At 57.6% G+C, this 22552-nt stretch carries 21 protein-coding genes; 16 read left to right on the plus strand and 5 right to left on the minus strand.

Annotation, left to right across the window (positions count from 1 at the left end; genetic code table 11):
• The first annotated feature begins 5 nt into the window (after nucleotides 1–5).
• From aceA to nuoN, 14 genes are all read left to right on the plus strand, one after another.
• A complete protein-coding gene (gene aceA, locus QN399_RS23545) occupies nucleotides 6–1331 on the plus strand; it encodes an isocitrate lyase (protein WP_219064415.1) in 1326 nt (441 codons plus the stop codon).
• 616 nt (nucleotides 1332–1947) lie between these two features.
• The gene (locus QN399_RS23550; RefSeq protein ID WP_219064414.1) at nucleotides 1948–2361 is read left to right on the plus strand and encodes an NADH-quinone oxidoreductase subunit A; all 414 of its coding nucleotides are present in this window, start codon (nucleotides 1948–1950) and stop codon (nucleotides 2359–2361) included.
• A gap of 10 nt (nucleotides 2362–2371) precedes the next feature.
• A complete protein-coding gene (locus QN399_RS23555; protein ID WP_219064413.1) occupies nucleotides 2372–3046 on the plus strand; it encodes an NADH-quinone oxidoreductase subunit B family protein in 675 nt (224 codons plus the stop codon).
• Between the two features lie 74 nt (nucleotides 3047–3120).
• Nucleotides 3121–4902, plus strand: coding sequence for an NADH-quinone oxidoreductase subunit C/D (gene nuoC / locus QN399_RS23560; RefSeq protein WP_322178407.1), 1782 nt, complete (start codon nucleotides 3121–3123; stop codon nucleotides 4900–4902).
• A gap of 2 nt (nucleotides 4903–4904) precedes the next feature.
• Complete coding sequence (gene nuoE / locus QN399_RS23565; RefSeq protein ID WP_322178406.1) at nucleotides 4905–5402, plus strand: NADH-quinone oxidoreductase subunit NuoE; 498 nt, start codon at nucleotides 4905–4907, stop codon at nucleotides 5400–5402.
• Nucleotides 5399–6757 carry an NADH-quinone oxidoreductase subunit NuoF gene (gene nuoF, locus QN399_RS23570; RefSeq protein WP_322178405.1) on the plus strand — a complete coding sequence of 453 codons (1359 nt, stop codon included), beginning with the start codon at nucleotides 5399–5401 and terminating at the stop codon, nucleotides 6755–6757. Before nuoE ends, nuoF begins: the two co-directional genes overlap by 4 nt.
• 137 nt (nucleotides 6758–6894) lie before the next feature.
• A complete protein-coding gene (gene nuoG, locus QN399_RS23575; RefSeq protein WP_330201771.1) occupies nucleotides 6895–9612 on the plus strand; it encodes an NADH-quinone oxidoreductase subunit NuoG in 2718 nt (905 codons plus the stop codon).
• Nucleotides 9609–10616 carry an NADH-quinone oxidoreductase subunit NuoH gene (gene nuoH, locus QN399_RS23580; RefSeq protein ID WP_219064408.1) on the plus strand — a complete coding sequence of 336 codons (1008 nt, stop codon included), beginning with the start codon at nucleotides 9609–9611 and terminating at the stop codon, nucleotides 10614–10616. The genes nuoG and nuoH overlap by 4 nt, the downstream gene beginning before the upstream one ends.
• A gap of 12 nt (nucleotides 10617–10628) precedes the next feature.
• On the plus strand, nucleotides 10629–11177 hold the full coding sequence (nuoI, locus tag QN399_RS23585) for an NADH-quinone oxidoreductase subunit NuoI (protein ID WP_219064407.1): 549 nt from the start codon (nucleotides 10629–10631) through the stop codon (nucleotides 11175–11177).
• Between the two features lie 9 nt (nucleotides 11178–11186).
• Entirely contained in the window at nucleotides 11187–11687 is a 501-nt protein-coding gene (nuoJ, locus tag QN399_RS23590; protein ID WP_322178403.1) for an NADH-quinone oxidoreductase subunit J, read from the plus strand.
• A gap of 4 nt (nucleotides 11688–11691) precedes the next feature.
• Nucleotides 11692–12000 carry an NADH-quinone oxidoreductase subunit NuoK gene (gene nuoK, locus QN399_RS23595; RefSeq protein ID WP_219064405.1) on the plus strand — a complete coding sequence of 103 codons (309 nt, stop codon included), beginning with the start codon at nucleotides 11692–11694 and terminating at the stop codon, nucleotides 11998–12000.
• Nucleotides 11997–13850 carry an NADH-quinone oxidoreductase subunit L gene (nuoL, locus tag QN399_RS23600; RefSeq protein WP_322178402.1) on the plus strand — a complete coding sequence of 618 codons (1854 nt, stop codon included), beginning with the start codon at nucleotides 11997–11999 and terminating at the stop codon, nucleotides 13848–13850. The genes nuoK and nuoL overlap by 4 nt, the downstream gene beginning before the upstream one ends.
• A gap of 39 nt (nucleotides 13851–13889) precedes the next feature.
• Nucleotides 13890–15422, plus strand: coding sequence for an NADH-quinone oxidoreductase subunit M (nuoM, locus tag QN399_RS23605; RefSeq protein WP_330201772.1), 1533 nt, complete (start codon nucleotides 13890–13892; stop codon nucleotides 15420–15422).
• A gap of 6 nt (nucleotides 15423–15428) precedes the next feature.
• Entirely contained in the window at nucleotides 15429–16898 is a 1470-nt protein-coding gene (nuoN, locus tag QN399_RS23610) for an NADH-quinone oxidoreductase subunit NuoN (RefSeq protein ID WP_322217080.1), read from the plus strand.
• Nucleotides 16899–17149: 251 nt separating this feature from the next.
• Here the strand turns inward: nuoN and QN399_RS23615 are convergent, their stop codons facing one another.
• The 5 genes from QN399_RS23615 to QN399_RS23635 form a co-directional block, all read right to left on the minus strand.
• Nucleotides 17150–18832 carry a methyl-accepting chemotaxis protein gene (locus QN399_RS23615; protein ID WP_330201773.1) on the minus strand — a complete coding sequence of 561 codons (1683 nt, stop codon included), beginning with the start codon at nucleotides 18830–18832 and terminating at the stop codon, nucleotides 17150–17152.
• 216 nt (nucleotides 18833–19048) lie between these two features.
• Nucleotides 19049–20401, minus strand: a complete 1353-nt coding sequence (locus QN399_RS23620; RefSeq protein WP_322178398.1) for an ATP-binding protein — start codon at nucleotides 20399–20401, stop codon at nucleotides 19049–19051.
• The gene (locus tag QN399_RS23625) at nucleotides 20398–21066 is read right to left on the minus strand and encodes a response regulator transcription factor (RefSeq protein ID WP_322178397.1); all 669 of its coding nucleotides are present in this window, start codon (nucleotides 21064–21066) and stop codon (nucleotides 20398–20400) included. The genes QN399_RS23620 and QN399_RS23625 overlap by 4 nt, the downstream gene beginning before the upstream one ends.
• A complete protein-coding gene (locus tag QN399_RS23630; RefSeq protein WP_322178396.1) occupies nucleotides 21066–21380 on the minus strand; it encodes a peptidase in 315 nt (104 codons plus the stop codon). Before QN399_RS23630 ends, QN399_RS23625 begins: the two co-directional genes overlap by 1 nt.
• Nucleotides 21380–21688: a PepSY domain-containing protein gene (locus tag QN399_RS23635; RefSeq protein ID WP_322217084.1), complete on the minus strand. Its 309-nt coding sequence runs from the start codon at nucleotides 21686–21688 to the stop codon at nucleotides 21380–21382. The genes QN399_RS23630 and QN399_RS23635 overlap by 1 nt, the downstream gene beginning before the upstream one ends.
• Before the next feature lie 232 nt (nucleotides 21689–21920).
• Here QN399_RS23635 and queD point away from each other — a divergent pair, with 232 nt between their 5' ends.
• Both queD and QN399_RS23645 read left to right on the plus strand, forming a co-directional pair.
• Nucleotides 21921–22277: a 6-carboxytetrahydropterin synthase QueD gene (queD, locus tag QN399_RS23640; RefSeq protein ID WP_322178394.1), complete on the plus strand. Its 357-nt coding sequence runs from the start codon at nucleotides 21921–21923 to the stop codon at nucleotides 22275–22277.
• Between the two features lie 66 nt (nucleotides 22278–22343).
• A partial coding sequence (locus QN399_RS23645) for a hypothetical protein (RefSeq protein ID WP_330201774.1) occupies nucleotides 22344–22552 on the plus strand: 209 nt, incomplete at its 3' end.

The raw sequence follows: 22552 nt of genomic DNA on the forward strand, positions 1-22552 counted from the left end.
TCTCCATGGCACTGACACGCGAACAGCAAATTGCAGCTCTTGAAAAAGACTGGGCTGAAAATCCACGCTGGAAACACGTGACCCGCAATTACTCGGCCGCTGACGTTGTCCGCCTGCGTGGCTCGGTTCAGCCTGAACACACGCTCGCCAAGCTGGGCGCTGAAAAGCTATGGAATCTGGTCACCCAAGGTGCCAAGCCTTCCTTCCGTCCCGACAAAGATTTCGTCAACTGCATGGGCGCCCTGACTGGCGGCCAAGCAGTGCAACAAGTCAAGGCTGGCATCCAGGCGATCTACCTGTCTGGCTGGCAAGTAGCTGCGGACAACAACTCCGCCGAATCGATGTACCCTGACCAATCGCTGTACCCAGTGGATTCGGTTCCAACCGTGGTCAAGCGCATCAACAATTCGTTCCGTCGTGCTGACCAGATCCAGTGGAAAGCCGGCAAGAACCCAGGTGACGAAGGCTACATCGACTACTTCGCACCAATCGTTGCAGACGCTGAAGCCGGTTTCGGCGGCGTACTGAACGCTTACGAGCTGATGAAAAGCATGATCGAAGCTGGCGCTGCTGGCGTTCACTTCGAAGACCAACTGGCATCCGTGAAGAAATGCGGCCACATGGGCGGCAAGGTTCTTGTGCCAACCCAGGAAGCCGTACAGAAGCTGACCGCTGCTCGTCTGGCTGCGGACGTTGCTGGCGTACCGACCATCATCCTGGCCCGTACCGACGCTAACGCTGCTGACCTGCTGACCTCCGATTGCGACCCTTACGATAAGGAATTCGTGCTTGGCGAACGTACTCCAGAAGGCTTCTACAAGGTTCGCGCCGGTCTGGACCAGGCTATCTCCCGCGGCCTGGCTTACGCACCGTACGCCGACTTGATCTGGTGCGAAACCGCCAAGCCGGATTTGGCCGAAGCACGTCGCTTTGCCGAAGCGATCAAAAAGGAATACCCGGACCAACTGCTGTCCTACAACTGCTCGCCTTCCTTCAACTGGAAGAAAAACCTGGACGACGCGACCATCGCCAAGTTCCAGCGCGAACTGTCGGCCATGGGCTACAAGCACCAGTTCATTACTCTGGCTGGCATCCACAACATGTGGCACAGCATGTTCAACCTGGCGCACGACTACGCCCGCAACGACATGACTGCCTACGTGAAACTGCAAGAGCAAGAGTTCGCTGACGCCGCCAAGGGTTACACCTTCGTGGCTCACCAGCAAGAAGTCGGCACTGGCTACTTTGACGACGTCACCACCGTGATTCAGGGTGGCGCGTCCTCCGTGACCGCGCTGACCGGCTCGACTGAAGAAGAACAGTTCCACTGATACCGCTTAGCCACCTAAGCAAGCGGCCATTCCAGACCGTTTAAAGAGCAACTGGAATGCCACATGACTAACGCCCCGACTGGTTCGGGGCGTTTTTTTTTGCTGAAGCTTTTGTGGCAGCCTCAGCCGAGCGTGATACCGGCCCAATCGTTGAAGCAGGTCCTGACCTCCCCAGGAGGTGCAGCACTCGCACGAGGCATCACGTGAGTCCTTAAACATTGATCCAGAGCGGTATTTAACGCCTAAAAAAGAGTAAAACAGCGAATCTCGCAACTGCGATACACGGCATATAAAGACAACTTCTCCGCTTTAACCATGAGCAACAGTTTAAAAACCCCCACAGATGACATCAATTATCATTTGTGCGTGTCGACCTTCATTACACCCCTGACAAAACACATTCAACAAAACTCCGGCTAATGCCCGCAGCGTATGGCCTGCGCCTGTTTTTAAGGTCTCAATGTCCTAAAGTATTAGAATAATTTCGCTATAGAAAATTTACTTGCTACCTGTTTACCCATAAAATCATCGCGATAGATTTCGATGCGACATATCGTCACTGCTTTATTTCTTTATCAAGCTCAGAGACCTTTGCTCTCTGCCAAGGATTACCAGAATGCCCGAATCGACAGGTCTGATCGCCCATAACTGGGGCTTCGCCATTTTCCTTTTGGGTGTTGTCGGCCTCTGCGCCTTCATGCTCGGCGTATCCAGCCTCCTGGGCAGCAAAGCCTGGGGGCGCAGCAAAAACGAACCGTTTGAATCCGGCATGCTGCCCACGGGCGGCGCCCGTCTGCGGCTTTCGGCAAAATTCTATCTGGTCGCGATGCTTTTCGTGATCTTCGACATTGAAGCCCTCTTTCTCTTTGCCTGGTCTGTGTCCGTCCGCGAAAGCGGCTGGACCGGATTCGTCGAAGCACTCGTTTTCATAGCAATTCTGTTGGCAGGTCTTGTCTACCTATGGCGGGTTGGGGCGCTCGATTGGGCTCCTGAAGGTCGTCGTAAGCGGCAAGCGAAGCTAAAACAATGAGGCTTTGTCGATGCAATACACTCTCACCAGGATCGACCCGGATGCGCCTAATGAGGAGTATCCAATCGGTGAACGGGAAACCGTTTCCGATCCGTTAGAAGATCAAGTCCACAAAAACATCTACATGGGCAAGCTTGAAGACGTGCTGAACGGTGCGGTCAACTGGGGGCGTAAAAACTCCCTGTGGCCGTACAACTTCGGCTTGTCGTGCTGCTATGTGGAAATGACCACCGCCTTCACGGCGCCCCATGACATCGCCCGCTTCGGTGCCGAGGTTATCCGGGCATCACCGCGCCAGGCGGATTTCATGGTTATTGCCGGGACCTGCTTCATCAAGATGGCGCCGATCATCCAGCGCCTCTACGAGCAAATGCTCGAGCCCAAGTGGGTCATCTCCATGGGTTCGTGTGCTAACTCCGGTGGCATGTACGACATCTACTCAGTGGTCCAGGGGGTCGACAAGTTCCTTCCCGTGGATGTCTACGTGCCTGGCTGCCCGCCACGCCCCGAGGCTTTCCTGCAAGGATTGATGCTGTTGCAGGAGTCTATCGGCCAGGAGCGTCGCCCCCTTTCCTGGGTCGTCGGTGATCAAGGCGTCTATCGCGCCGAGATGCCGTCGCAAAAGGAACAGCGCCGCGAACAGCGTATCCAGGTTACTAACCTGCGCAGCCCCGACGAAGTCTGATCCCACTCTTTCTTTTTACAAAAGAGACAAGACTCTGGGTTCATTCTTTACGTTGACCGAAAGCGATCGAGACCATGACTGCAGGCACCGCTCTGTACATCCCGCCTTACAAGGCTGACGACCAAGACGTCGTCGTTGAATTGAATACCCGTTTTGGCCCTGAGACGTTCACCGTCCAGTCAACCCGTACCGGCATGCCGGTGCTATGGGTTGCGCGTGCCAAACTGGTCGAAGTGCTGACCTTTCTGCGCCAGCTGCCAAAACCCTACGTCATGCTGTATGACCTGCACGGTGTCGACGAACGCCTGCGCACTCATCGCCACGGCTTGCCGGGTGCCGACTTCAGCGTGTTCTACCACCTGCTGTCGATCGAGCGTAATAGTGACGTAATGATCAAGGTGGCCTTGTCTGAGGGCGACCTCAGCTTGCCGACCATCACCGGCATCTGGCCTAACGCCAACTGGTACGAGCGTGAAGTGTGGGACATGTTCGGCATCGACTTTGCCGGCCACCCGCACCTGACCCGGATCATGATGCCGCCGACTTGGGAAGGTCATCCGCTGCGCAAGGACTTCCCGGCTCGCGCTACCGAATTCGATCCGTTCAGCCTGACTCTGGCCAAACAACAGCTCGAAGAGGAAGCCGCACGTTTCCGCCCTGAAGACTGGGGCATGAAGCGTTCGGGCGCGAATGAGGACTATATGTTCCTCAACCTCGGCCCGAACCACCCTTCGGCTCACGGCGCATTCCGCATCATCCTGCAACTCGACGGTGAAGAGATCGTCGACTGCGTTCCGGACGTCGGTTACCACCACCGTGGCGCCGAGAAGATGGCCGAGCGTCAGTCATGGCACAGTTTCATTCCGTACACCGACCGTATCGACTACCTCGGCGGCGTGATGAACAACCTGCCGTATGTCCTTGCGGTCGAGAAGCTGGCCGGTATCAAGGTGCCGGAAAAAGTCGACACCATCCGCATCATGATGGCCGAGTTCTTCCGTATCACCAGCCACCTGCTATTCCTGGGGACATACATTCAGGATGTGGGCGCAATGACCCCGGTGTTCTTCACCTTCACCGACCGCCAGCGCGCTTATACCGTGATCGAAGCCATCACCGGCTTCCGTCTGCACCCGGCCTGGTACCGCATTGGTGGTGTCGCTCACGACCTGCCACGCGGCTGGGAAAAACTGGTCAAAGACTTCGTTGAATGGCTGCCCAAGCGCCTGGACGAATACCAGAAAGCCGCTTTGGACAACAGCATCCTGCGCGGCCGGACCATCGGCGTTGCGGCATACAACACCAAGGAAGCGCTGGAATGGGGCGTCACTGGCGCCGGCTTGCGTTCCACCGGTCTGGACTTCGACCTGCGCAAGGCACGCCCTTACTCGGGCTACGAAAACTTCGAGTTCGAAATACCGCTGGCCGTCAATGGCGATGCCTATGACCGCTGCATCGTGCGTGTCGAAGAGATGCGCCAGAGTATCCGGATCATCGACCAGTGCATGCGCAACATGCCGGAAGGGCCGTACAAGGCGGATCACCCGCTGACCACGCCGCCGCCGAAAGAACGCACCTTGCAGCACATCGAAACCCTGATCACGCACTTCCTGCAAGTTTCGTGGGGCCCGGTCATGCCGGCCAACGAATCCTTCCAGATGATCGAAGCGACCAAGGGTATCAACAGCTATTACCTGACGAGCGACGGCGGCACCATGAGCTACCGTACCCGGATTCGCACCCCAAGCTTCCCGCATCTGCAACAGATCCCTTCGGTGATCAAAGGCAGCATGGTCGCGGACTTGATTGCGTACCTGGGTAGTATCGATTTCGTTATGGCCGACGTGGACCGCTAAGCATGAACAGCACGCTTATCCAGACAGACCGTTTCGCATTGAGCGAAACAGAGCGCTCGGCCATCGAGCACGAGATGCATCACTACGAAGACCCGCGCGCGGCGTCTATCGAAGCACTGAAGATCGTCCAGAAGGAACGCGGCTGGGTGCCTGATGGCGCTGTTTATGCTATTGGCGAAATCCTTGGCATTCCGGCCAGCGACGTTGAAGGGGTGGCGACGTTCTATAGCCAGATCTTCCGTCAGCCTGTCGGCCGTCACATCATTCGCGTCTGCAACAGCATGGTTTGCTTCATCGGTGGCCACGAGTCAGTGCTCAGCGAAATCCAGACTTCACTGGGTATCGGCTTGGGTCAGACCACCGCTGACAACCGCTTCACCTTGCTGCCCGTCTGCTGTTTGGGCAACTGTGACAAGGCTCCGGCCGTGATGATCGATGACGATACTTTCGGCGACGTGCAGCCTGCTGGCGTAGCCAAAATGCTGGAGGGTTACCTATGACCATCACGTCTTTCGGCCCCGCCAACCGCATCGCGCGTACGGCAGAAACTCACCCGCTGACCTGGCGCTTGCGCGATGACGGCGAACCGGTCTGGCTTGATGAATATCAAACCAAAAACGGTTACGCCGCCGCACGCAAGGCTTTCGCCGAGCAGTCGCCTGACGAAATCGTTCAGGCAGTCAAGGACTCCGGCCTCAAGGGTCGGGGCGGCGCAGGCTTTCCCACGGGGGTGAAGTGGGGCCTGATGCCCAAAGATGAGTCCATGAACATCCGCTACCTGCTGTGCAACGCGGATGAAATGGAGCCCAACACCTGGAAAGACCGGATGCTGATGGAGCAACTGCCCCATTTGCTGGTCGAGGGCATGCTGATCAGCGCCCGGGCGTTGAAAGCCTATCGTGGCTACATCTTCCTGCGCGGCGAGTACACCACTGCGGCCAAGAACCTCAGACGCGCCGTGAAAGAAGCAGAAGCGGCCGGTTTGTTGGGCAAGAACATTCTGGGCACCGGTTTTGATTTCGAACTGATCGTCCACACCGGCGCCGGGCGTTATATCTGCGGCGAAGAAACCGCACTGATCAATTCCCTGGAAGGCCGCCGCGCCAACCCACGCTCCAAACCGCCCTTCCCGGCCGCTGTCGGCGTCTGGGGCAAGCCGACGTGTGTCAATAACGTCGAGACTTTGTGCAACGTGCCAGCCATCGTCGGCAACGGCAACGACTGGTACAAATCCCTGGCCCGTGCGGGCAGCGAAGACCAAGGCACCAAGCTGATGGGCTTCTCCGGCAAGGTTAAGAACCCTGGCCTGTGGGAACTGCCTTTCGGCCTGCCCGCACGCGAGTTGTTCGAAGACTACGCAGGCGGCATGCGCGATGGCTTCAAGCTCAAGTGCTGGCAGCCAGGTGGCGCCGGTACTGGCTTCCTGCTCCCTGAGCACCTCGACGCCCAAATGTACGCCGGTGGCATTGCCAAGGTCGGCACGCGGATGGGTACGGGTCTGGCCATGGCCGTCGACGACAGCGTCAACATGGTTTCCCTGCTGCGCAACATGGAAGAATTCTTCGCCCAGGAGTCCTGTGGATTCTGCACCCCCTGCCGCGACGGCCTGCCGTGGAGCGTGAAGATCCTGCGCGCTATCGAACACGGCGAAGGCCAACCGGGCGATATCGAAACGCTGTTGGGGTTGGTCAACTTCCTCGGCCCTGGCAAGACCTTCTGTGCCCACGCACCGGGCGCAGTGGAACCTCTGGGCAGCGCAATCAAATACTTCCGGCCGGAATTCGAGGCGGGTATCGCGCCACAGCGTGATGCCAACGCGACCCTGGCCCAACGCCCGATTGTGGTTGGCGCATAACAAGACAGAAAAGGTCGGTAGCCCATAAAGCCGCCGACCTCATACCCGATGACGCCTTACAGGCTGTTTGATACGGGTAGCACCGAGATTCCATTAGCCACGCCCGCTGACAACGGGCCAACGAAGAACTTTGAACCATGGCCACTATCCACGTAGACGGCAAAGCGCTCGAGGTCGATGGCGCAGACAACCTGTTACAGGCATGTCTGTCGCTGGGCCTCGATATTCCTTATTTCTGCTGGCACCCCGCCCTTGGCAGTGTTGGCGCTTGTCGCCAATGCGCAGTCAAGCAGTACAGTGACGAGAACGACAAACGTGGTCGTATCGTCATGTCCTGCATGACCCCCGCCACTGACGGCAGCTGGATTTCCATCGACGACGAGGAGGCCAAGGTCTTCCGCGCCAGCGTCGTCGAATGGCTGATGACCAACCACCCGCACGACTGCCCGGTCTGCGAAGAAGGCGGTCATTGCCACCTGCAAGACATGACCGTAATGACCGGTCACAACGAGCGTCGTTATCGCTTCACCAAACGGACTCACCAGAACCAGGAACTCGGCCCGTTCATCGCTCACGAGATGAACCGCTGCATCGCCTGCTACCGTTGCGTGCGCTTCTATAAAGACTACGCTGGCGGCACTGACCTGGGTGTATTCGGCGCCCACGACAACGTGTACTTCGGCCGGGTCGAAGATGGCGCACTGGAAAGCGAGTTCTCCGGTAACCTCACCGAAGTCTGCCCGACCGGTGTGTTCACCGACAAGACTCACTCCGAGCGCTACAACCGCAAGTGGGACATGCAGTTTTCGCCAAGCATCTGCCATGGTTGCTCCAGCGGCTGCAACATCAGCCCTGGCGAGCGCTACGGTGAGATCCGTCGTATCGAAAACCGCTACAACGGTTCGGTCAACCAGTACTTCCTGTGTGACCGTGGTCGTTTCGGTTATGGCTACGTCAACCGTGAAGACCGTCCACGCCAGCCACTGTTGGCTGATGGCCACGTCAAACTGAGCCTCGACGCTGCGTTGGACAAGGCTGCAGATTTGCTCCGCGGCCGTAACATCGTCGGTATCGGCTCACCCCGCGCCAGCCTGGAAAGCAACTTCGCCCTGCGCGAACTAGTCGGTGCCGAGCACTTCTACTCGGGTATCGAAGCCGGTGAGCTGGAACGCCTGCGTCTGATCGTCAAGGTGCTCAATGAGAGCCCGCTGCCGACCCCGACAATGCGTGACATTGAAGATCACGATGCGATTTTCGTCCTCGGCGAAGACCTGACCCAAACTGCAGCACGTATGGCCCTGGGCCTGCGTCAAGCCGTCAAGGGCAAGGCCGAAGACATGGCTGCGGCGATGAAAGTCCAGCCGTGGCTCGATGCCGCAGTGAAGAACATCGGTCAGCATGAATTGAACCCGCTGTTCATCGCGAGCCTCGCCGAGACCCGTCTCGATGACATCGCCGAAGAGTGCGTTCACGCAGCCCCCGACGACCTGGCGCGAATCGGCTTTGCCGTCGCCCACGCCCTGGACGCCAGCGCGCCCGCAGTCGAAGGCCTGGACACCCAAGCCCTCGAACTGGCCCAGCGCATCGCCGCTGCCCTGCTCGCAGCCAAACGTCCGCTGATCATCTCTGGCAGCTCCCTGGGCTCGACCGCACTGATCGAGGCCGCAGCCAACATCGCCAAGGCATTGAAGCTGCGCGACAAGCAAGGCTCAATCAGCCTGATCGTCCCGGAAGCCAACAGCATGGGCCTGGCAATGTTCGGCGGTGATTCCCTCGACGACGCGTTGCAGGCTGTGATTTCCGGCAAAGCTGACGCCATCGTGGTGTTGGAAAACGATCTGTACCACCGCGTCGACGCTGCCACGGTCGATGCTGCGTTCAACGCTGCGAAAGTCGTGATCGTCGCTGACCATCAGAAAACCCCGACCAGCGATCGCGCTGATCTGGTACTGCCGGCCGCCAGCTTTGCTGAAGGCGACGGTACCCTGGTCAGTCAGGAAGGTCGCGCCCAGCGCTTCTTCCAGGTGTATGACCCGACTTATCTGGACGCCAGCATTCTGGTCCACGAAGGCTGGCGCTGGTTGCACGCCCTGCGCAGCACCCTGCTGAACAAGGCAGTGGACTGGACGTTGCTCGATCACGTCACCGAAGCCTGCGCAGCCAGCACCGCGCAATTGGCCGGGATCGTCAACGCGGCACCGTCTGCGGCGTTCCGGATCAAAGGTTTGAAACTGGCGCGTGAACCATTGCGTTACAGCGGCCGCACGGCCATGCGCGCCAACATCAGCGTGCATGAACCGCGTACTTCACAAGACAACGACACCGCGTTCTCCTTCTCCATGGAAGGTTATTCGGGTTCGGCAGAACCTCGTCAGCAGGTGCCTTTCGCCTGGTCGCCGGGCTGGAACTCGCCACAAGCCTGGAACAAGTTCCAAGACGAAGTCGGCGGTCACCTGCGTGCAGGTGATCCGGGAACTCGCTTGATCGAAAGCAAGGGTGATGGTCTGTCCTGGTTCGCCAGCATACCGGGCGCATTTTCCCCGGCTCGCGGTACATGGCAAGTAGTGCCGTTCTATCACCTGTTCGGCAGCGACGAAACATCGTCCAAAGCCGCACCGGTTCAGGAACGCATTCCAGAAGCCTACGTGGCGCTGGCCAAATCCGAAGCGGATCGTCTGGGTGTCAATGATGGCGCCATGCTCAATCTGAGTGTTGCCGGTCATACCCTGCGTCTGCCGCTGCGGATCAATGAAGAGTTGGGCGCCGGTCTCGTGGCCCTGCCTGCCGGTCTGACTGGAATCCCGCCTGCGGTGTTCGGCAAAACCGTTGATGGTCTGCAGGAGGCAGCGCTATGACCTGGTTTACCCCTGAAGTGATCGACTCGATCATCTCGGTCGTCAAAGCCATTGTGATTCTGCTGGCCGTCGTGGTCTGCGGCGCGCTGCTGAGCTGGGTCGAGCGTCGTTTGCTCGCCCTTTGGCAGGACCGTTATGGTCCGAACCGGGTTGGCCCTTTCGGTGCTTTCCAGATCGCTGCCGACATGATCAAGATGTTCTTCAAGGAAGACTGGACACCACCGTTCGCCGACAAGGTGATTTTCACCCTGGCACCGGTCGTGGCCATGAGCGCCTTGCTGATTGCGTTCGCAATCATCCCGATCACCCCGACCTGGGGCGTGGCGGATCTGAACATCGGCTTGCTGTTCTTCTTCGCCATGGCCGGCTTGTCGGTCTATGCGGTGCTGTTCGCCGGCTGGTCGAGCAACAACAAGTTCGCCCTGCTCGGCAGTCTGCGGGCTTCAGCTCAGACCGTGTCCTATGAAGTGTTCATGGGCCTGGCGCTGATGGGCATCGTGGTGCAGGTTGGCTCGTTCAACATGCGCGATATCGTCGAGTACCAGGCACAGAATCTGTGGTTCATCATTCCGCAGTTCTTCGGCTTTTGTACGTTCTTTATCGCAGGCGTTGCGGTGACTCACCGTCACCCATTCGACCAACCGGAAGCAGAACAAGAGTTGGCCGATGGTTACCACATCGAATATGCCGGCATGAAGTGGGGCATGTTCTTCGTCGGCGAGTACATCGGTATCGTGCTGATCTCGGCGCTGCTGGTGACCTTGTTCTTCGGCGGCTGGCATGGCCCGTTCGACATCCTGCCTTCGCTGTCGTTCTTCTGGTTCGCCCTGAAGACCGCGTTCTTCATCATGCTCTTCATTCTGTTGCGCGCCTCTATCCCGCGTCCACGGTATGACCAGGTGATGGATTTCAGCTGGAAATTCTGCCTGCCGCTGACCCTGATCAATTTGCTGGTGACCGCTGCGATCGTGTTGTTGAACACGCCCGCTGTCGCGGCTCAGTGAGGATAAAGACCCATGCTCAAGTATCTGTTTGACATCGTGCATGGCACCTACACCCAGCTTCGCAGCCTGGTGATGGTGTTCTCCCATGCATTTCGCAAGCGCGACACGCTGCAGTACCCGGAAGAGCCGGTGTACCTGCCGCCGCGCTACCGCGGCCGTATTGTCCTGACCCGCGACCCTGACGGTGAAGAGCGTTGCGTAGCCTGCAACCTGTGCGCCGTGGCCTGCCCGGTTGGCTGCATCTCGTTGCAGAAAGCCGAAACCGACGACGGTCGTTGGTACCCGGAGTTTTTCCGCATCAACTTCTCGCGCTGCATTTTCTGTGGCCTCTGCGAGGAAGCCTGCCCGACCACCGCGATCCAGCTGACACCGGATTTCGAAATGGCCGAGTTCAAACGTCAGGATCTGGTTTACGAGAAGGAAGATCTGCTGATCTCCGGCCCTGGTAAAAACCCTGATTACAACTTCTATCGCGTTGCCGGTATGGCCATCGCCGGTAAGCCTAAAGGCTCCGCGCAGAATGAAGCCGAACCGATCAATGTGAAGAGCTTGCTGCCTTAAGGAAGAAAGATGGAATTCGCTTTCTATTTCGCATCCGGCATCGCTGTTGTGTCCACCCTTCGGGTGATCACCAACACGAACCCGGTGCACGCCCTGCTCTACCTGATCATTTCGTTGATCGCCGTCGCCATGACCTTTTTCAGCCTCGGTGCTCCCTTTGCCGGCGTACTGGAAGTCATCGCTTACGCAGGCGCCATCATGGTCCTGTTCGTGTTTGTGGTGATGATGTTGAATCTGGGCCCTGCCTCGGTGCAGCAAGAACGTACCTGGCTCAAACCCGGTATCTGGATCGGCCCGATGGCGCTGGGCGTAGTGCTGCTCGCCGAGCTGCTCTACGTGCTGTTCGCCAATCCGAGCGGCGCTGCCATCGGTCACACCACGGTGGATGCCAAAGCGGTAGGTATCAGCCTGTTTGGTCCTTATCTGCTGGTGGTGGAACTTGCCTCGATGCTGCTCCTCGCAGCAGCGGTAACGGCATTCCATCTCGGCCGCAACGAGGCGAAGGAGTAAAGCCATGAATGCAATCCCTCTTGAACACGGTCTGGCGGTCGCCGGCATCCTGTTCTGCCTCGGTCTGGTCGGCCTGATGGTACGGCGCAACATCCTCTTCGTGCTGATGAGCCTGGAGATCATGATGAACGCGTCTGCTCTGGCGTTCGTCGTTGCCGGTAGCCGTTGGGCGCAGCCGGATGGACAAATCATGTTCATCCTGGTGATCAGCCTTGCAGCCGCCGAGGCCAGTATCGGCCTGGCGATCCTGATGCAGCTGTATCGCCGCTTCCACACTCTCGATATCGACGCTGCCAGCGAGATGCGCGGATGAACCTTCTCTTTCTGACTTTCGTATTCCCCCTGATCGGTTTCCTGTTGCTCGCGTTCTCCCGTGGACGCATCTCGGAAAACCTTGCCGCGCTGATCGGCGTTGGCTCCATCGGACTGTCGGCCATCGTGACAGCCTGGATCATCTGGCAATTCAACGTCGCACCGCCTGAGGGTGGTCACTACACCCAACTGCTGTGGCGCTGGATGTCAGTGGACGGCTTCGAACCGAACTTCGCCCTGTACCTTGATGGTCTGTCCGTGACCATGATGGGTGTGGTGGTGGGTGTAGGCTTCCTGATCCACCTGTTCGCTTCCTGGTACATGCGCGGTGAGGCCGGTTACTCGCGCTTCTTCGCCTACACCAACCTGTTCATCGCCAGCATGCTGTTCCTGATCCTCGGCGATAACCTGTTGTTCCTGTACCTGGGTTGGGAAGGCGTGGGCCTGTGCAGCTATCTGTTGATCGGTTTCTACTACAGCAACCGCAACAACGGTAACGCCGCGCTCAAGGCCTTTGTCGTCACCCGCATCGGCGACGTGTTCATGGCCATTGGCCTGTTCATCCTGTTCCAGCAACTGGGTACGCTAAATATCCAGGAGCTTCTGGTGCGTGCACCGGAGCATTTCAGTGCCGGTGATTTCTGGATTGTGCTGGCAACCTTGATGCTGCTCGGTGGTGCGGTCGGTAAATCCGCGCAACTGCCGCTGCAAACCTGGCTGGCAGATGCAATGGCGGGCCCAACGCCTGTGTCGGCATTGATCCACGCCGCGACCATGGTGACCGCCGGTGTCTACCTGATCGCACGGACCCACGGTCTGTTCGAACTGGCACCCGATGTCCTGCATCTGGTCGGTATCGTCGGTGGCGTAACGCTGGTGTTGGCAGGTTTCGCGGCATTGGTGCAAACCGACATCAAACGTATCCTTGCCTACTCGACGATGAGCCAGATCGGCTACATGTTCCTGGCGCTGGGTGTGGGTGCCTGGGAAGGCGCGATTTTCCACTTGATGACTCACGCCTTCTTCAAGGCGCTGCTGTTCCTCGCGTCCGGTGCGGTGATCGTTGCCTGCCACCACGAGCAGAACATCTTCAAGATGGGCGGTCTGTGGAAAAAACTGCCACTGGCCTACGCCAGCTTCATCGTCGGTGGCGCTGCGTTGTCTGCCCTGCCACTGCTGACCGCCGGTTTCTACTCCAAGGATGAGATTCTTTGGGAAGCCTTCGCCAGCGGTAACCATGCGCTGCTGTATGCAGGCCTGGTCGGCGCGTTCATGACGTCCCTGTATACCTTCCGCCTGATCTTCATCACCTTCCACGGTGAAGCGAAGACCGAAGCGCACGCCGGTCACGGTATTGCTCACTGGCTGCCGCTGTCGGTGCTGATCATTCTGTCGACCTTTATCGGCGCACTGATCACCCCACCCTTGGCCGGTGTCTTGCCGCAGAGCGTCGGCCATGCCGGTGGTGAAGCCAAGCACAGTCTGGAAATCGCCTCGGGGGCCATTGCCATGGCCGGTATCCTGCTCGCGGCCATGCTGTTTCTCGGCAAGCGTCGCTTTGCTACTGCTGTCGCCAACAGCGCTCCGGGGCGGTTCCTTACGACCTGGTGGTTCGCGGCATGGGGCTTCGACTGGCTGTACGACAAGCTGTTCGTCAAACCTTATCTGATGATCAGCCATGTGCTGCGCAAAGACCCACTCGACCACACCATTGGTTTGATCCCGCGTCTGGTCAAGGGCAGTCATAACGCCCTGAGCCGCACCGAGACCGGCCAACTGCGTTGGTACGCTGCCTCAATGGCTGCAGGCGCTGTATTGGTGCTAGGCGCCATCGTGCTGGTTGCGGTCTGACATGAACCTTGCGAATTTGCGAAAGGAATTGAGCCCGTCATGATTCTGCCTTGGCTAATCCTGATCCCCTTTATCGGCGGCCTGCTGTGCTGGCTGGGTGAGCGCTTCAGCTCTACCCTGCCACGCTGGATTGCGCTGTTGACCATGTCTCTGGAACTTGCCCTCGGCCTCTGGCTGTGGACCCATGGAGACTTCCACTTTGCTCCGGCGCCTGGCGTCGACCCCACATGGGTTGTCGAATTCAAGCATCAGTGGATCGAACGCTTCGGCATCAGTGTGCACCTGGCCCTAGACGGCCTGTCGCTGCTGATGGTGTTGCTGACCGGCCTGCTCGGCGTGCTGTCGGTGTTGTGTTCGTGGAAAGAGATCCAGCGTAACGTTGGCTTCTTCCACCTCAACCTGATGTGGATCCTGGGCGGCGTGGTTGGCGTGTTCCTCGCCATCGACCTGTTCATGTTCTTCTTCTTCTGGGAAGTGATGCTGGTGCCGATGTACTTCCTCATCGCGCTCTGGGGTCATAGTTCATCGGACGGCAAGAAGACCCGGATCTACGCGGCGACCAAGTTCTTCATCTTCACTCAAGCCAGCGGCCTGATCATGTTGGTGGCGATCCTGGGTCTGGTGCTGGTCAACTTCAACACCACCGGTGTGATCACCTTCGACTACACCGAGCTGCTCAAGACGAAGCTGGCACCCGGCACTGAATACATTCTGATGCTGGGCTTTTTCATCGCCTTCGCGGTGAAGCTGCCAGTCGTGCCGTTCCACTCCTGGCTGCCGGACGCTCACGCTCAAGCACCGACCGCAGGCTCCGTCGATTTGGCCGGTATCCTGCTGAAAACAGCTGCTTATGGCTTGCTACGCTTCGCCCTGCCGCTGTTCCCCAACGCATCGGCAGAGTTCGCGCCCATTGCCATGACCCTGGGCCTGATCGGTATCTTCTACGGTGCGTTCCTCGCGTTCGCCCAGACCGATATCAAGCGCCTGGTCGCGTTCTCCAGCGTCTCGCACATGGGGTTCGTGTTGATCGGTATCTACTCCGGTAGCCAGCAAGCCCTGCAGGGTGCCGTGATTCAGATGCTCGCTCACGGCATCTCGGCAGCCGCACTGTTCATCCTCAGCGGCCAATTGTACGAACGCATGCACACCCGTGATATGCGCGAAATGGGAGGGTTGTGGTCACGCATCGCTTACCTGCCAGCGATCAGCCTGTTCTTCGCGGCCGCGTCCCTCGGCTTGCCTGGCACCGGTAACTTCGTTGGCGAGTTCCTGATTCTGATGGGCACTTTTGTCAGCGCGCCCTGGATCACCGCGATTGCAACGTCTGGCCTGGTACTCGGCTCGGTCTACTCGTTGATCATGATCCACCGCGCCTACTTCGGCCCTTCCAAGTCGGATGCAGTTCTGGCCGGGATGGATGCACGTGAATTGATCATGGTGCTGGGGCTGGCGGCACTGCTGGTCTGGATCGGCATTTACCCGCAACCGTTCCTCGATACCTCTGCCGCTACGATGCATGGCGTGCAGCAATGGCTCGGCACCGCCTTCACTCAACTTGCTTCGGCCCGGTAGAGCATTATGGACCTGACGATTCAACACTTTATTGCGCTTGCGCCGCTGCTGATTACCAGCGCCACGATTGTCGTGGTGATGCTGGGTATCGCTTGGCGTCGCAATCATTCGCAAACATTCCTGCTCACCGTGGCCGGACTCAACCTGGCACTCCTGTCGATCTACCCGGCGCTTAAAGTTGCGCCACTGGTGGTGACACCTCTGCTGAAAATCGATAATTTCGCCTGCTTGTACATGGCGCTGATTCTGGCCTCGACCTTGGCGTGCGTGACCTTGGCGCACGCCTATCTCGGCGAGAAGGCTTCGGGCTACCCCGGTAACCGCGAAGAGCTTTACCTGCTGATTCTGCTGGCGTCTGCCGGTGGTCTGGTATTGGTCAGCGCGCAACACCTGGCAGGCCTGTTCATCGGTCTGGAACTGCTGTCGGTGCCGGTCTACGGTCTGGTGGCTTACGCCTTTTTCAACAAGCGCTCACTCGAAGGCGGCATCAAGTACATGGTGCTGTCGGCCGCAGGGTCTGCATTCCTGTTGTTCGGTATGGCGCTTCTGTATGCCGAAGCTGGCAGCTTGAGCTTCAGCGGTATCGGTTTGGCCCTTGCGGCGACCGGCCTGCCTAGTCCGATTGCGACATTGGGCCTGGGCATGATGTTGGTGGGCCTGGCATTCAAGCTGTCACTGGTGCCATTCCACCTGTGGACCCCGGACGTTTACGAGGGTGCCCCTGCACCGGTGGCGGCTTTCCTGGCCACCGCGAGTAAAGTTGCAGTGTTCGCTGTCCTGGTGCGACTGTTCCAGATATCCCCGGCGGCCAGCAGTGGCGTGCTCCACGATGTGCTGGCGGTCATTGCAGTCGCTTCGATTCTGATCGGCAACCTGCTGGCGCTGACTCAGACCAACCTCAAGCGTCTGCTCGGTTATTCGTCTATCGCCCACTTCGGCTACCTGATGATCGCACTGGTTGCCAGCAATGGCATCGCAGTCGAGGCGATCGGCGTGTACCTGGTGACCTACGTGATCACCACACTCGGCGCTTTCGGTGTCGTCACCCTGATGTCCTCGCCTTACAGCGGTCGTGACGCAGACGCTCTGTTCGAATACCGTGGCCTGTTCTGGCGTCGTCCGTACCTGACTGCAGTGATGACCTTGATGATGCTATCGCTGGCGGGTATCCCGCTGACGGCCGGCTTCATCGGTAAGTTCTACATCATCACCACGGGCGTCGAGTCGCACCTGTGGTGGTTGTTGGGTTCGCTAGTCATCGGCAGCGCCATTGGCGTGTTCTATTACCTGCGAGTGATGGTCACACTGTACCTGGTCGAGCCCAAGCTGCACCGTCACGATGCTCCATTCAACTGGGCACAACGTGCCGGCGGTGTGATGCTGCTGGTGATTGCAGTCCTGGCCTTCGTTCTGGGTGTCTACCCACAACCATTGCTGGACATGGTGCAACACGCAGGCCTGCAACTGGTCAGCTGATACGTTGAAGTACAAAAAACCCTGCTCACGCAGGGTTTTTTTTTGCGAGAAATCTAGCCAGGCAAACGCATGGCCCACTTGGCCCGACAAACAAACCCCAGCGGCCACCACTGGCGCGATGACAAACCCGAACACCCCGAACGCCTTGCCAAATCATGCCGCTGAGCAGGATGTAAGCCGCCGTTCGATCAACCAGGTCATGGGGTATCGCGAAAGCGGGATAAGGCCGTTGCGGCCTTATCCCGAGCAGGTCAGATGCGGAACTGCCCAACCAGTTTGCCCAAGCGTTGACCCAGGTCTGCCAGACTGCGCGAAGTCTGTGCGCTTTGCTGGGTTTGGTCGGCGACACTGTCCACCGATTGGGCTATCTGATGCACGCTGCGGTTGATCTCTTCAGCCACTGCGGTCTGCTCTTCGGCGGCGCTGGCAATCTGCGCGTTCATTGAGTTAATCGTACCGATCAGCGCCGCAATCGTGTCCAGCGAGACACCTGCTTCATTGGCTCGCGCCGACGTACCATCGCCCGCCTCACTGGAGCGACGCATGGAGTCTACGGCGCCCTGCGTGCCCAATTGCAGACGATCGATCATGCCCTGAATCTCTTGGGTACTCTGCTGGGTCCGGCTGGCCAACGCACGCACCTCATCTGCTACCACGGCAAAGCCTCGTCCGGCCTCCCCAGCCCTCGCGGCCTCAATCGCCGCGTTTAGCGCCAGCAAATTGGTCTGATCAGCAATCGAGCGAATCACTCCGAGCACACTCACAATCGAAGACACATCATTCTGTAGGCTGTCCAAGGACGTGCCGCTGCTACGGATGTCATCAACCAACGCATGGATCTGCTTGATACTGCCATCCACCACACGCTTGGCCGCCTGGCCTTCCACGTCGGTCTGTTGGGCAGCTACTGCGGCGCCTTGTGCACTTTTAGCCACCTCATGAGCCGCTGCGGACATTTCGTTGATCGCGGTAGCTACTTGATCGGTTTCGTTACGCTGACGCTCCATCGCTTGCTCAGAGCGATGGGCCTGGTCGGATACTTCGCTGACCAATCCTGTCAGTTGCGTGGTCATTTCGGTAATTTGACGGACCATCCCATGAATTTTGTCGACGAAGCGGTTAAATGAGCTGGCCAGATCGCCTAACTCATCCCCGCTAGTGACCACCAGGCGACGAGTCAGATCGCCTTCGCCAGCGGCAATATCGTCTAGATTGGCTTTCATCAAACTCAATGGACGCACAATGGTGCCCGCCAGGACCGCCCCAACAATGGCAATCAACACCAGCAGCAGCATAGCAACGCCGATGATGCTCAGCAATATCTCCTCCAGGCGCGCATCAACGTTCTTCTTGACCTCCATGACCTGAGCTTCGATCCCATCCAGATTGACGGCGGTACCAATGACCATATCCCACTTGGGCAGGTATTCGGTGTAAGCGAGCTTGGGAATCAATACTTGAGAGTTGCCGGGCAACGACGACGAGTATTGTACGTAATGGGTGGCTGCCTTGCCGACCGCGACCAGTTCGCGGTTGACATAGACCCCATTGGGATCGCGGGCGTCTTTGAAGCTTTTACCAATGTCTTCCGGGCTGCTTCCCTTAAACAGACGTACCGCTTCCGAGTCGTAGCCGAAGAAGTAACCGTCCTTGCCATAGGTAATAGTGGAAAGCATTTTCACCACCTGCGCTCGCACGGCCACGTCCCCAGGGGCCGCCGCGTCATACAAAGGCTTGATGGTACCCAGCGCGACGGCGACGTAGCTTTGCAGTGTGGCTTTGGTTTCGTTGAGCAGACGCTGTCGGGTGTCCTCGACCTCCTTTTTTGCCTGTCCCTGCAACATCAACACCGTGGTAGCGCTGATTACCAGAGCAAAAATCAACACCGGCAGGACTGCCAATGACAGTACTTTGGTCTTCAAATTAAGACGCATAAGTTTCCACTCTTATTGGTATTCCAATGTTTAGGTCGCAACGTTTTATTGGTTAGCGGCCCCAACCCTAAAAAGTTGAGAAGCGTCCGTCAGCTTTGTAGCCAAAAGCGTCTTTTATTGTCGGGATGAAGAAAAAATGTGAATCGCAGATAGCGATAAAATCTCCCGCTCTATCCGCTGGAAAGATATCTCCATGTCGCTCAGTCAGCGTTCCATTCAATGGAAATTAACGGTGGTACCCGAGTGATCGAGCATCGTTCGCTCGGGAAGATCAATGTGTACCTGAAGCCCGCCCAGAGGGCTGGACAGCAACTTCAGCTGACCGCCCCATGCATCGACAATGTCACGCACGATACCTAGTCCCAAGCCGTGGCCGTTGACCTGTTCATCCAGCCGTGACCCACGGCCGAGCACCTCGTCGCGACGAGTCTCAGGAATACCAGGGCCGTCATCATCGATCAGCAAACAATAACTCTTCGACCGGTGCGTAATACTCAGACGCACCACGCTGTCGGCCCACTTGCAGGCGTTGTCCAGCAGATTGCCCATCAATTCAAGAAGATCCTCCCTGTCCCATGGCAAACGCAGGCCGGGCGTAACCACCCAGCTCATTTCCAAGTGATCGCCATGGATCATACCCAGTGTTGCGAACAGCCCCGGCAACTCGGCGTCACAATCGAACTGCGCACCGGGCAAGGCGTCTCCAGACAGGCGTGCACGGTTCAATTCACGGGTCAGGCGCTGTTGAATCTGCTCCAGTTGTTCGCGCAACGTACTGCGCAAGGCTGGGTAAGCATCAAGCGTTTCACTGGCAGCCAGACTCACCAGCACCGCGAGAGGCGTTTTCAATGCATGCCCCATGTTGCCGAGAGCATTGCGTGAACGCTTGAGGCTGTCCTCGGTATGAGCGAGTAAGTGGTTGATCTGCGCAACCAACGGCTCAAGCTCGACCGGCACTTGATCATCAAGCTGTGAGCGCAGCCCCTGCTGCAACTGGGCGATCTGCTCTCGCGCATTCTCCAGTGGCCTCAGCGCACGACATACTGTGAGGCGCTGCAGGACGAGGATCAAAATCAACGCCGCACCCCCCAAACCCAGGCCAATTTGCTGCACACGCTGAAAGCTGGCTTCCACCGGCGTGTAGTCTTGAGCCACGGTAATGGAAATCACCTGTCCGAATCGACGGTAGTCCGCACGCAGAACCAGCAATGACTGACCGCTTTGTCCCAGCTCGAAATTGGTGTGCAGACCCGGCGTTTCCGGGGTGGGGAACTCAATATCCCACAGCGAGCGGGAGCGCCAATGCCCTCCCGGAAAGTCGACCTGGAAATAATGGCCCGAATAAGGCTGCTGGTAGGCAGGTGTCAGGTGACGCTCATCCAGCTGAAGGCCTTCTGGACCCCGCGCAAGTGCTACCAACAGGTTCTGGCTTTCATTGCGCAGCCCTGATTCCAGGTAGCGCTGCAATCCCAGCTCAAACAACCACAAGCTGGTCTGAGCCAATACCAGCCCTATGATAAGCAGCACACTGATCAATCCCAGACTGAGACGAGCCTGTATGGACCTCACTCGACTTCCTCACCGAAGCGATAGCCTTGACCACGACGCGTCTCGATCACCGTGCGGCCAAGTTTGCGCCGCAGGTGATTGACATGAACTTCGATCACATTTGAGTCGCGTTCGCTTTCACCGTCGTAGAGATGCTCGGCCAAATGGCTTTTGGACAATATCTGCTCGGGATGCAGCATGAAGTAGCGCAGCAAACGAAATTCAGCTGCGGTCAGCTGAATTTCAACGCTGCCCTGGGCCACGCATTGACGGCCCTCATCCAGATGCAAACCCGCTGCCTCTAGCCTGGGCTTATTGGCCAGGCCATGTGACCGCCGCAGCAATGCTTGAATTCGCAGCTGTAGCTCTTCAGGGTGAAAAGGTTTGCTCAGGTAGTCATCGGCACCCGCCTTGAGCCCTTCAATGCGCTCAGCCCATGAGCCTCGGGCGGTCAGAATCAAGACCGGGGTAGCCAAACCACTGGCACGCCATTGCTGAAGTACGTCGAGACCCGGCAAACCGGGAAGCCCCAGGTCCAGGATAATCAAATCATAGGGTTCACTGCCCCCCTGATACACCGCGTCACGTCCATCGGCAAGCCAGTCTACTGCATAGCCCTGGCGTTTAAGCCCGGCGACCAGTTCATCTGCCAGCGGCACATGGTCTTCAACCAGTAACAGCCGCATCAATCATCTTCCTTGTCCTTTAATAATCGACTGTCGCGAGCGTCGAACTTCAACTCCCGAACCACACCTTCCACAGTCAGCAACTCTATGTCATAGAGGTATACGCCGTGTTTCTCCTCAAGCTCAGCCTCCAACAGCTTTGAGCCTGGGTAACGCCCCAGAGCTAGCCCTATCAGTTGATCGAGCGGCTGGATCACTCCTTGCTGGCGTAATTTCAGCGCTTCGTCCTGATCCAGGTCCCGCGCGCACAGCTCAGAGCAGAACAGAGCCAGGAGCAATGCGAAAAACCTGTAAGGATGCTCGCTTACTTTCATTACGTGTCCTGATGGTCCTTGAGAACCTGGCCGCTGGCGGCGTCCACTTCCACATCCCAATCAACGCCCTGCAGGTCACGCAGTTCGACCTGATAGACATGCTTGCCGTATTCCTCTTCAAGCCCGGTATCGGTAATCGCTGAGCCAGGGTGTTTAGCCAACGCGTCAGCATCAAGCTTTTCGAATGACTGAATAGTACCCGCATCTCTTAACTTCAACGCCTCACCCGGGCCTAAATCCCGAGCCAGGGCGATACCTGCGGTAAACGTAAGAGCTGCGACAGTGAGCAGTGCTGTGACGGCTTTCATATCAGGCCTCCTTAGAAATAAATGCTTTGCACGACTACAAAGATAAACAGCTCAACTTAATTGAAGCTGAATTTATCTGGCCAGGTGCCATCATCCATCAGGCGTTCAAGCAAGCAGCTTACAGCGTACTGGCCTGCGGTTTGTTTTAGCGCATAGGACAAACCATTGCTGCTAAACTGCTCGCCTGCTTTTATCGCCCTGGCGATAGCCACTTTCTAGAGTCGAATACACTGTGGAAATTTTCAAAGAGTTCACCTTCGAATCCGCACACCGCCTGCCCCACGTTCCTGAGGGCCATAAGTGCGGACGTCTGCATGGGCATTCATTTCGCGTGGCCATCTATTTGGCGGGAAAAGTCGACCCTCATACCGGTTGGATTCGTGACTTTTCCGAAATCAAAGCGATCTTCAAGCCTCTCTATGAGCGTCTCGATCACAACTATTTGAACGACATTCCGGGCCTTGAAAATCCAACCAGCGAAGTCTTGGCAAAATGGATTTGGGATCAGCTGAAGCCTTTGCTACCAGAACTCTCAGCCATTCGTATTCATGAGACCTGTACAAGCGGTTGTGAATACCGCGGCGACTGAGCTGAATTCAGCCATAAAAAAACCACCAGATAGGTGGTTTTTTTATGGCTATCGATTTTGTACCGCATGCAAGTGCAGGCTCTCGATGCGAGCGGACTGAAGCTTTTCGATGGTCGCCGTAAGCAACTCTTGAGCCCTATTTTCCTCGCACACAAACAAAACCCCTGTTTGCGTAAGCAAACAGGGGTTTCGGAATTTAATCTTGACGATGACCTACTCTCACATGGGGAAACCCCACACTACCATCGGCGATGCATCGTTTCACTGCTGAGTTC

This window comes from Pseudomonas sp. 10C3, from assembly GCF_036346185.1.
GTDB lineage: Bacteria > Pseudomonadota > Gammaproteobacteria > Pseudomonadales > Pseudomonadaceae > Aquipseudomonas.

Coding starts and splice junctions, on each gene's coding strand:
- nuoG (WP_330201771.1), top strand. CDS start 6,895: ATGGCCACTATCCACGTAGACGGCAAAGCGCTCGAGGTCGATGGCGCA.
- nuoC (WP_322178407.1), top strand. CDS start 3,121: ATGACTGCAGGCACCGCTCTGTACATCCCGCCTTACAAGGCTGACGAC.
- QN399_RS23635 (WP_322217084.1), bottom strand. CDS start 21,688: ATGAAAGCCGTCACAGCACTGCTCACTGTCGCAGCTCTTACGTTTACC.
- nuoL (WP_322178402.1), top strand. CDS start 11,997: ATGAACCTTCTCTTTCTGACTTTCGTATTCCCCCTGATCGGTTTCCTG.
- aceA (WP_219064415.1), top strand. CDS start 6: ATGGCACTGACACGCGAACAGCAAATTGCAGCTCTTGAAAAAGACTGG.
- nuoK (WP_219064405.1), top strand. CDS start 11,692: ATGAATGCAATCCCTCTTGAACACGGTCTGGCGGTCGCCGGCATCCTG.
- QN399_RS23630 (WP_322178396.1), bottom strand. CDS start 21,380: ATGAAAGTAAGCGAGCATCCTTACAGGTTTTTCGCATTGCTCCTGGCT.
- nuoN (WP_322217080.1), top strand. CDS start 15,429: ATGGACCTGACGATTCAACACTTTATTGCGCTTGCGCCGCTGCTGATT.
- nuoM (WP_330201772.1), top strand. CDS start 13,890: ATGATTCTGCCTTGGCTAATCCTGATCCCCTTTATCGGCGGCCTGCTG.
- QN399_RS23625 (WP_322178397.1), bottom strand. CDS start 21,066: ATGCGGCTGTTACTGGTTGAAGACCATGTGCCGCTGGCAGATGAACTG.
- QN399_RS23615 (WP_330201773.1), bottom strand. CDS start 18,832: ATGCGTCTTAATTTGAAGACCAAAGTACTGTCATTGGCAGTCCTGCCG.
- QN399_RS23555 (WP_219064413.1), top strand. CDS start 2,372: ATGCAATACACTCTCACCAGGATCGACCCGGATGCGCCTAATGAGGAG.
- nuoI (WP_219064407.1), top strand. CDS start 10,629: ATGCTCAAGTATCTGTTTGACATCGTGCATGGCACCTACACCCAGCTT.
- QN399_RS23550 (WP_219064414.1), top strand. CDS start 1,948: ATGCCCGAATCGACAGGTCTGATCGCCCATAACTGGGGCTTCGCCATT.
- nuoH (WP_219064408.1), top strand. CDS start 9,609: ATGACCTGGTTTACCCCTGAAGTGATCGACTCGATCATCTCGGTCGTC.
- nuoJ (WP_322178403.1), top strand. CDS start 11,187: ATGGAATTCGCTTTCTATTTCGCATCCGGCATCGCTGTTGTGTCCACC.
- nuoF (WP_322178405.1), top strand. CDS start 5,399: ATGACCATCACGTCTTTCGGCCCCGCCAACCGCATCGCGCGTACGGCA.
- nuoE (WP_322178406.1), top strand. CDS start 4,905: ATGAACAGCACGCTTATCCAGACAGACCGTTTCGCATTGAGCGAAACA.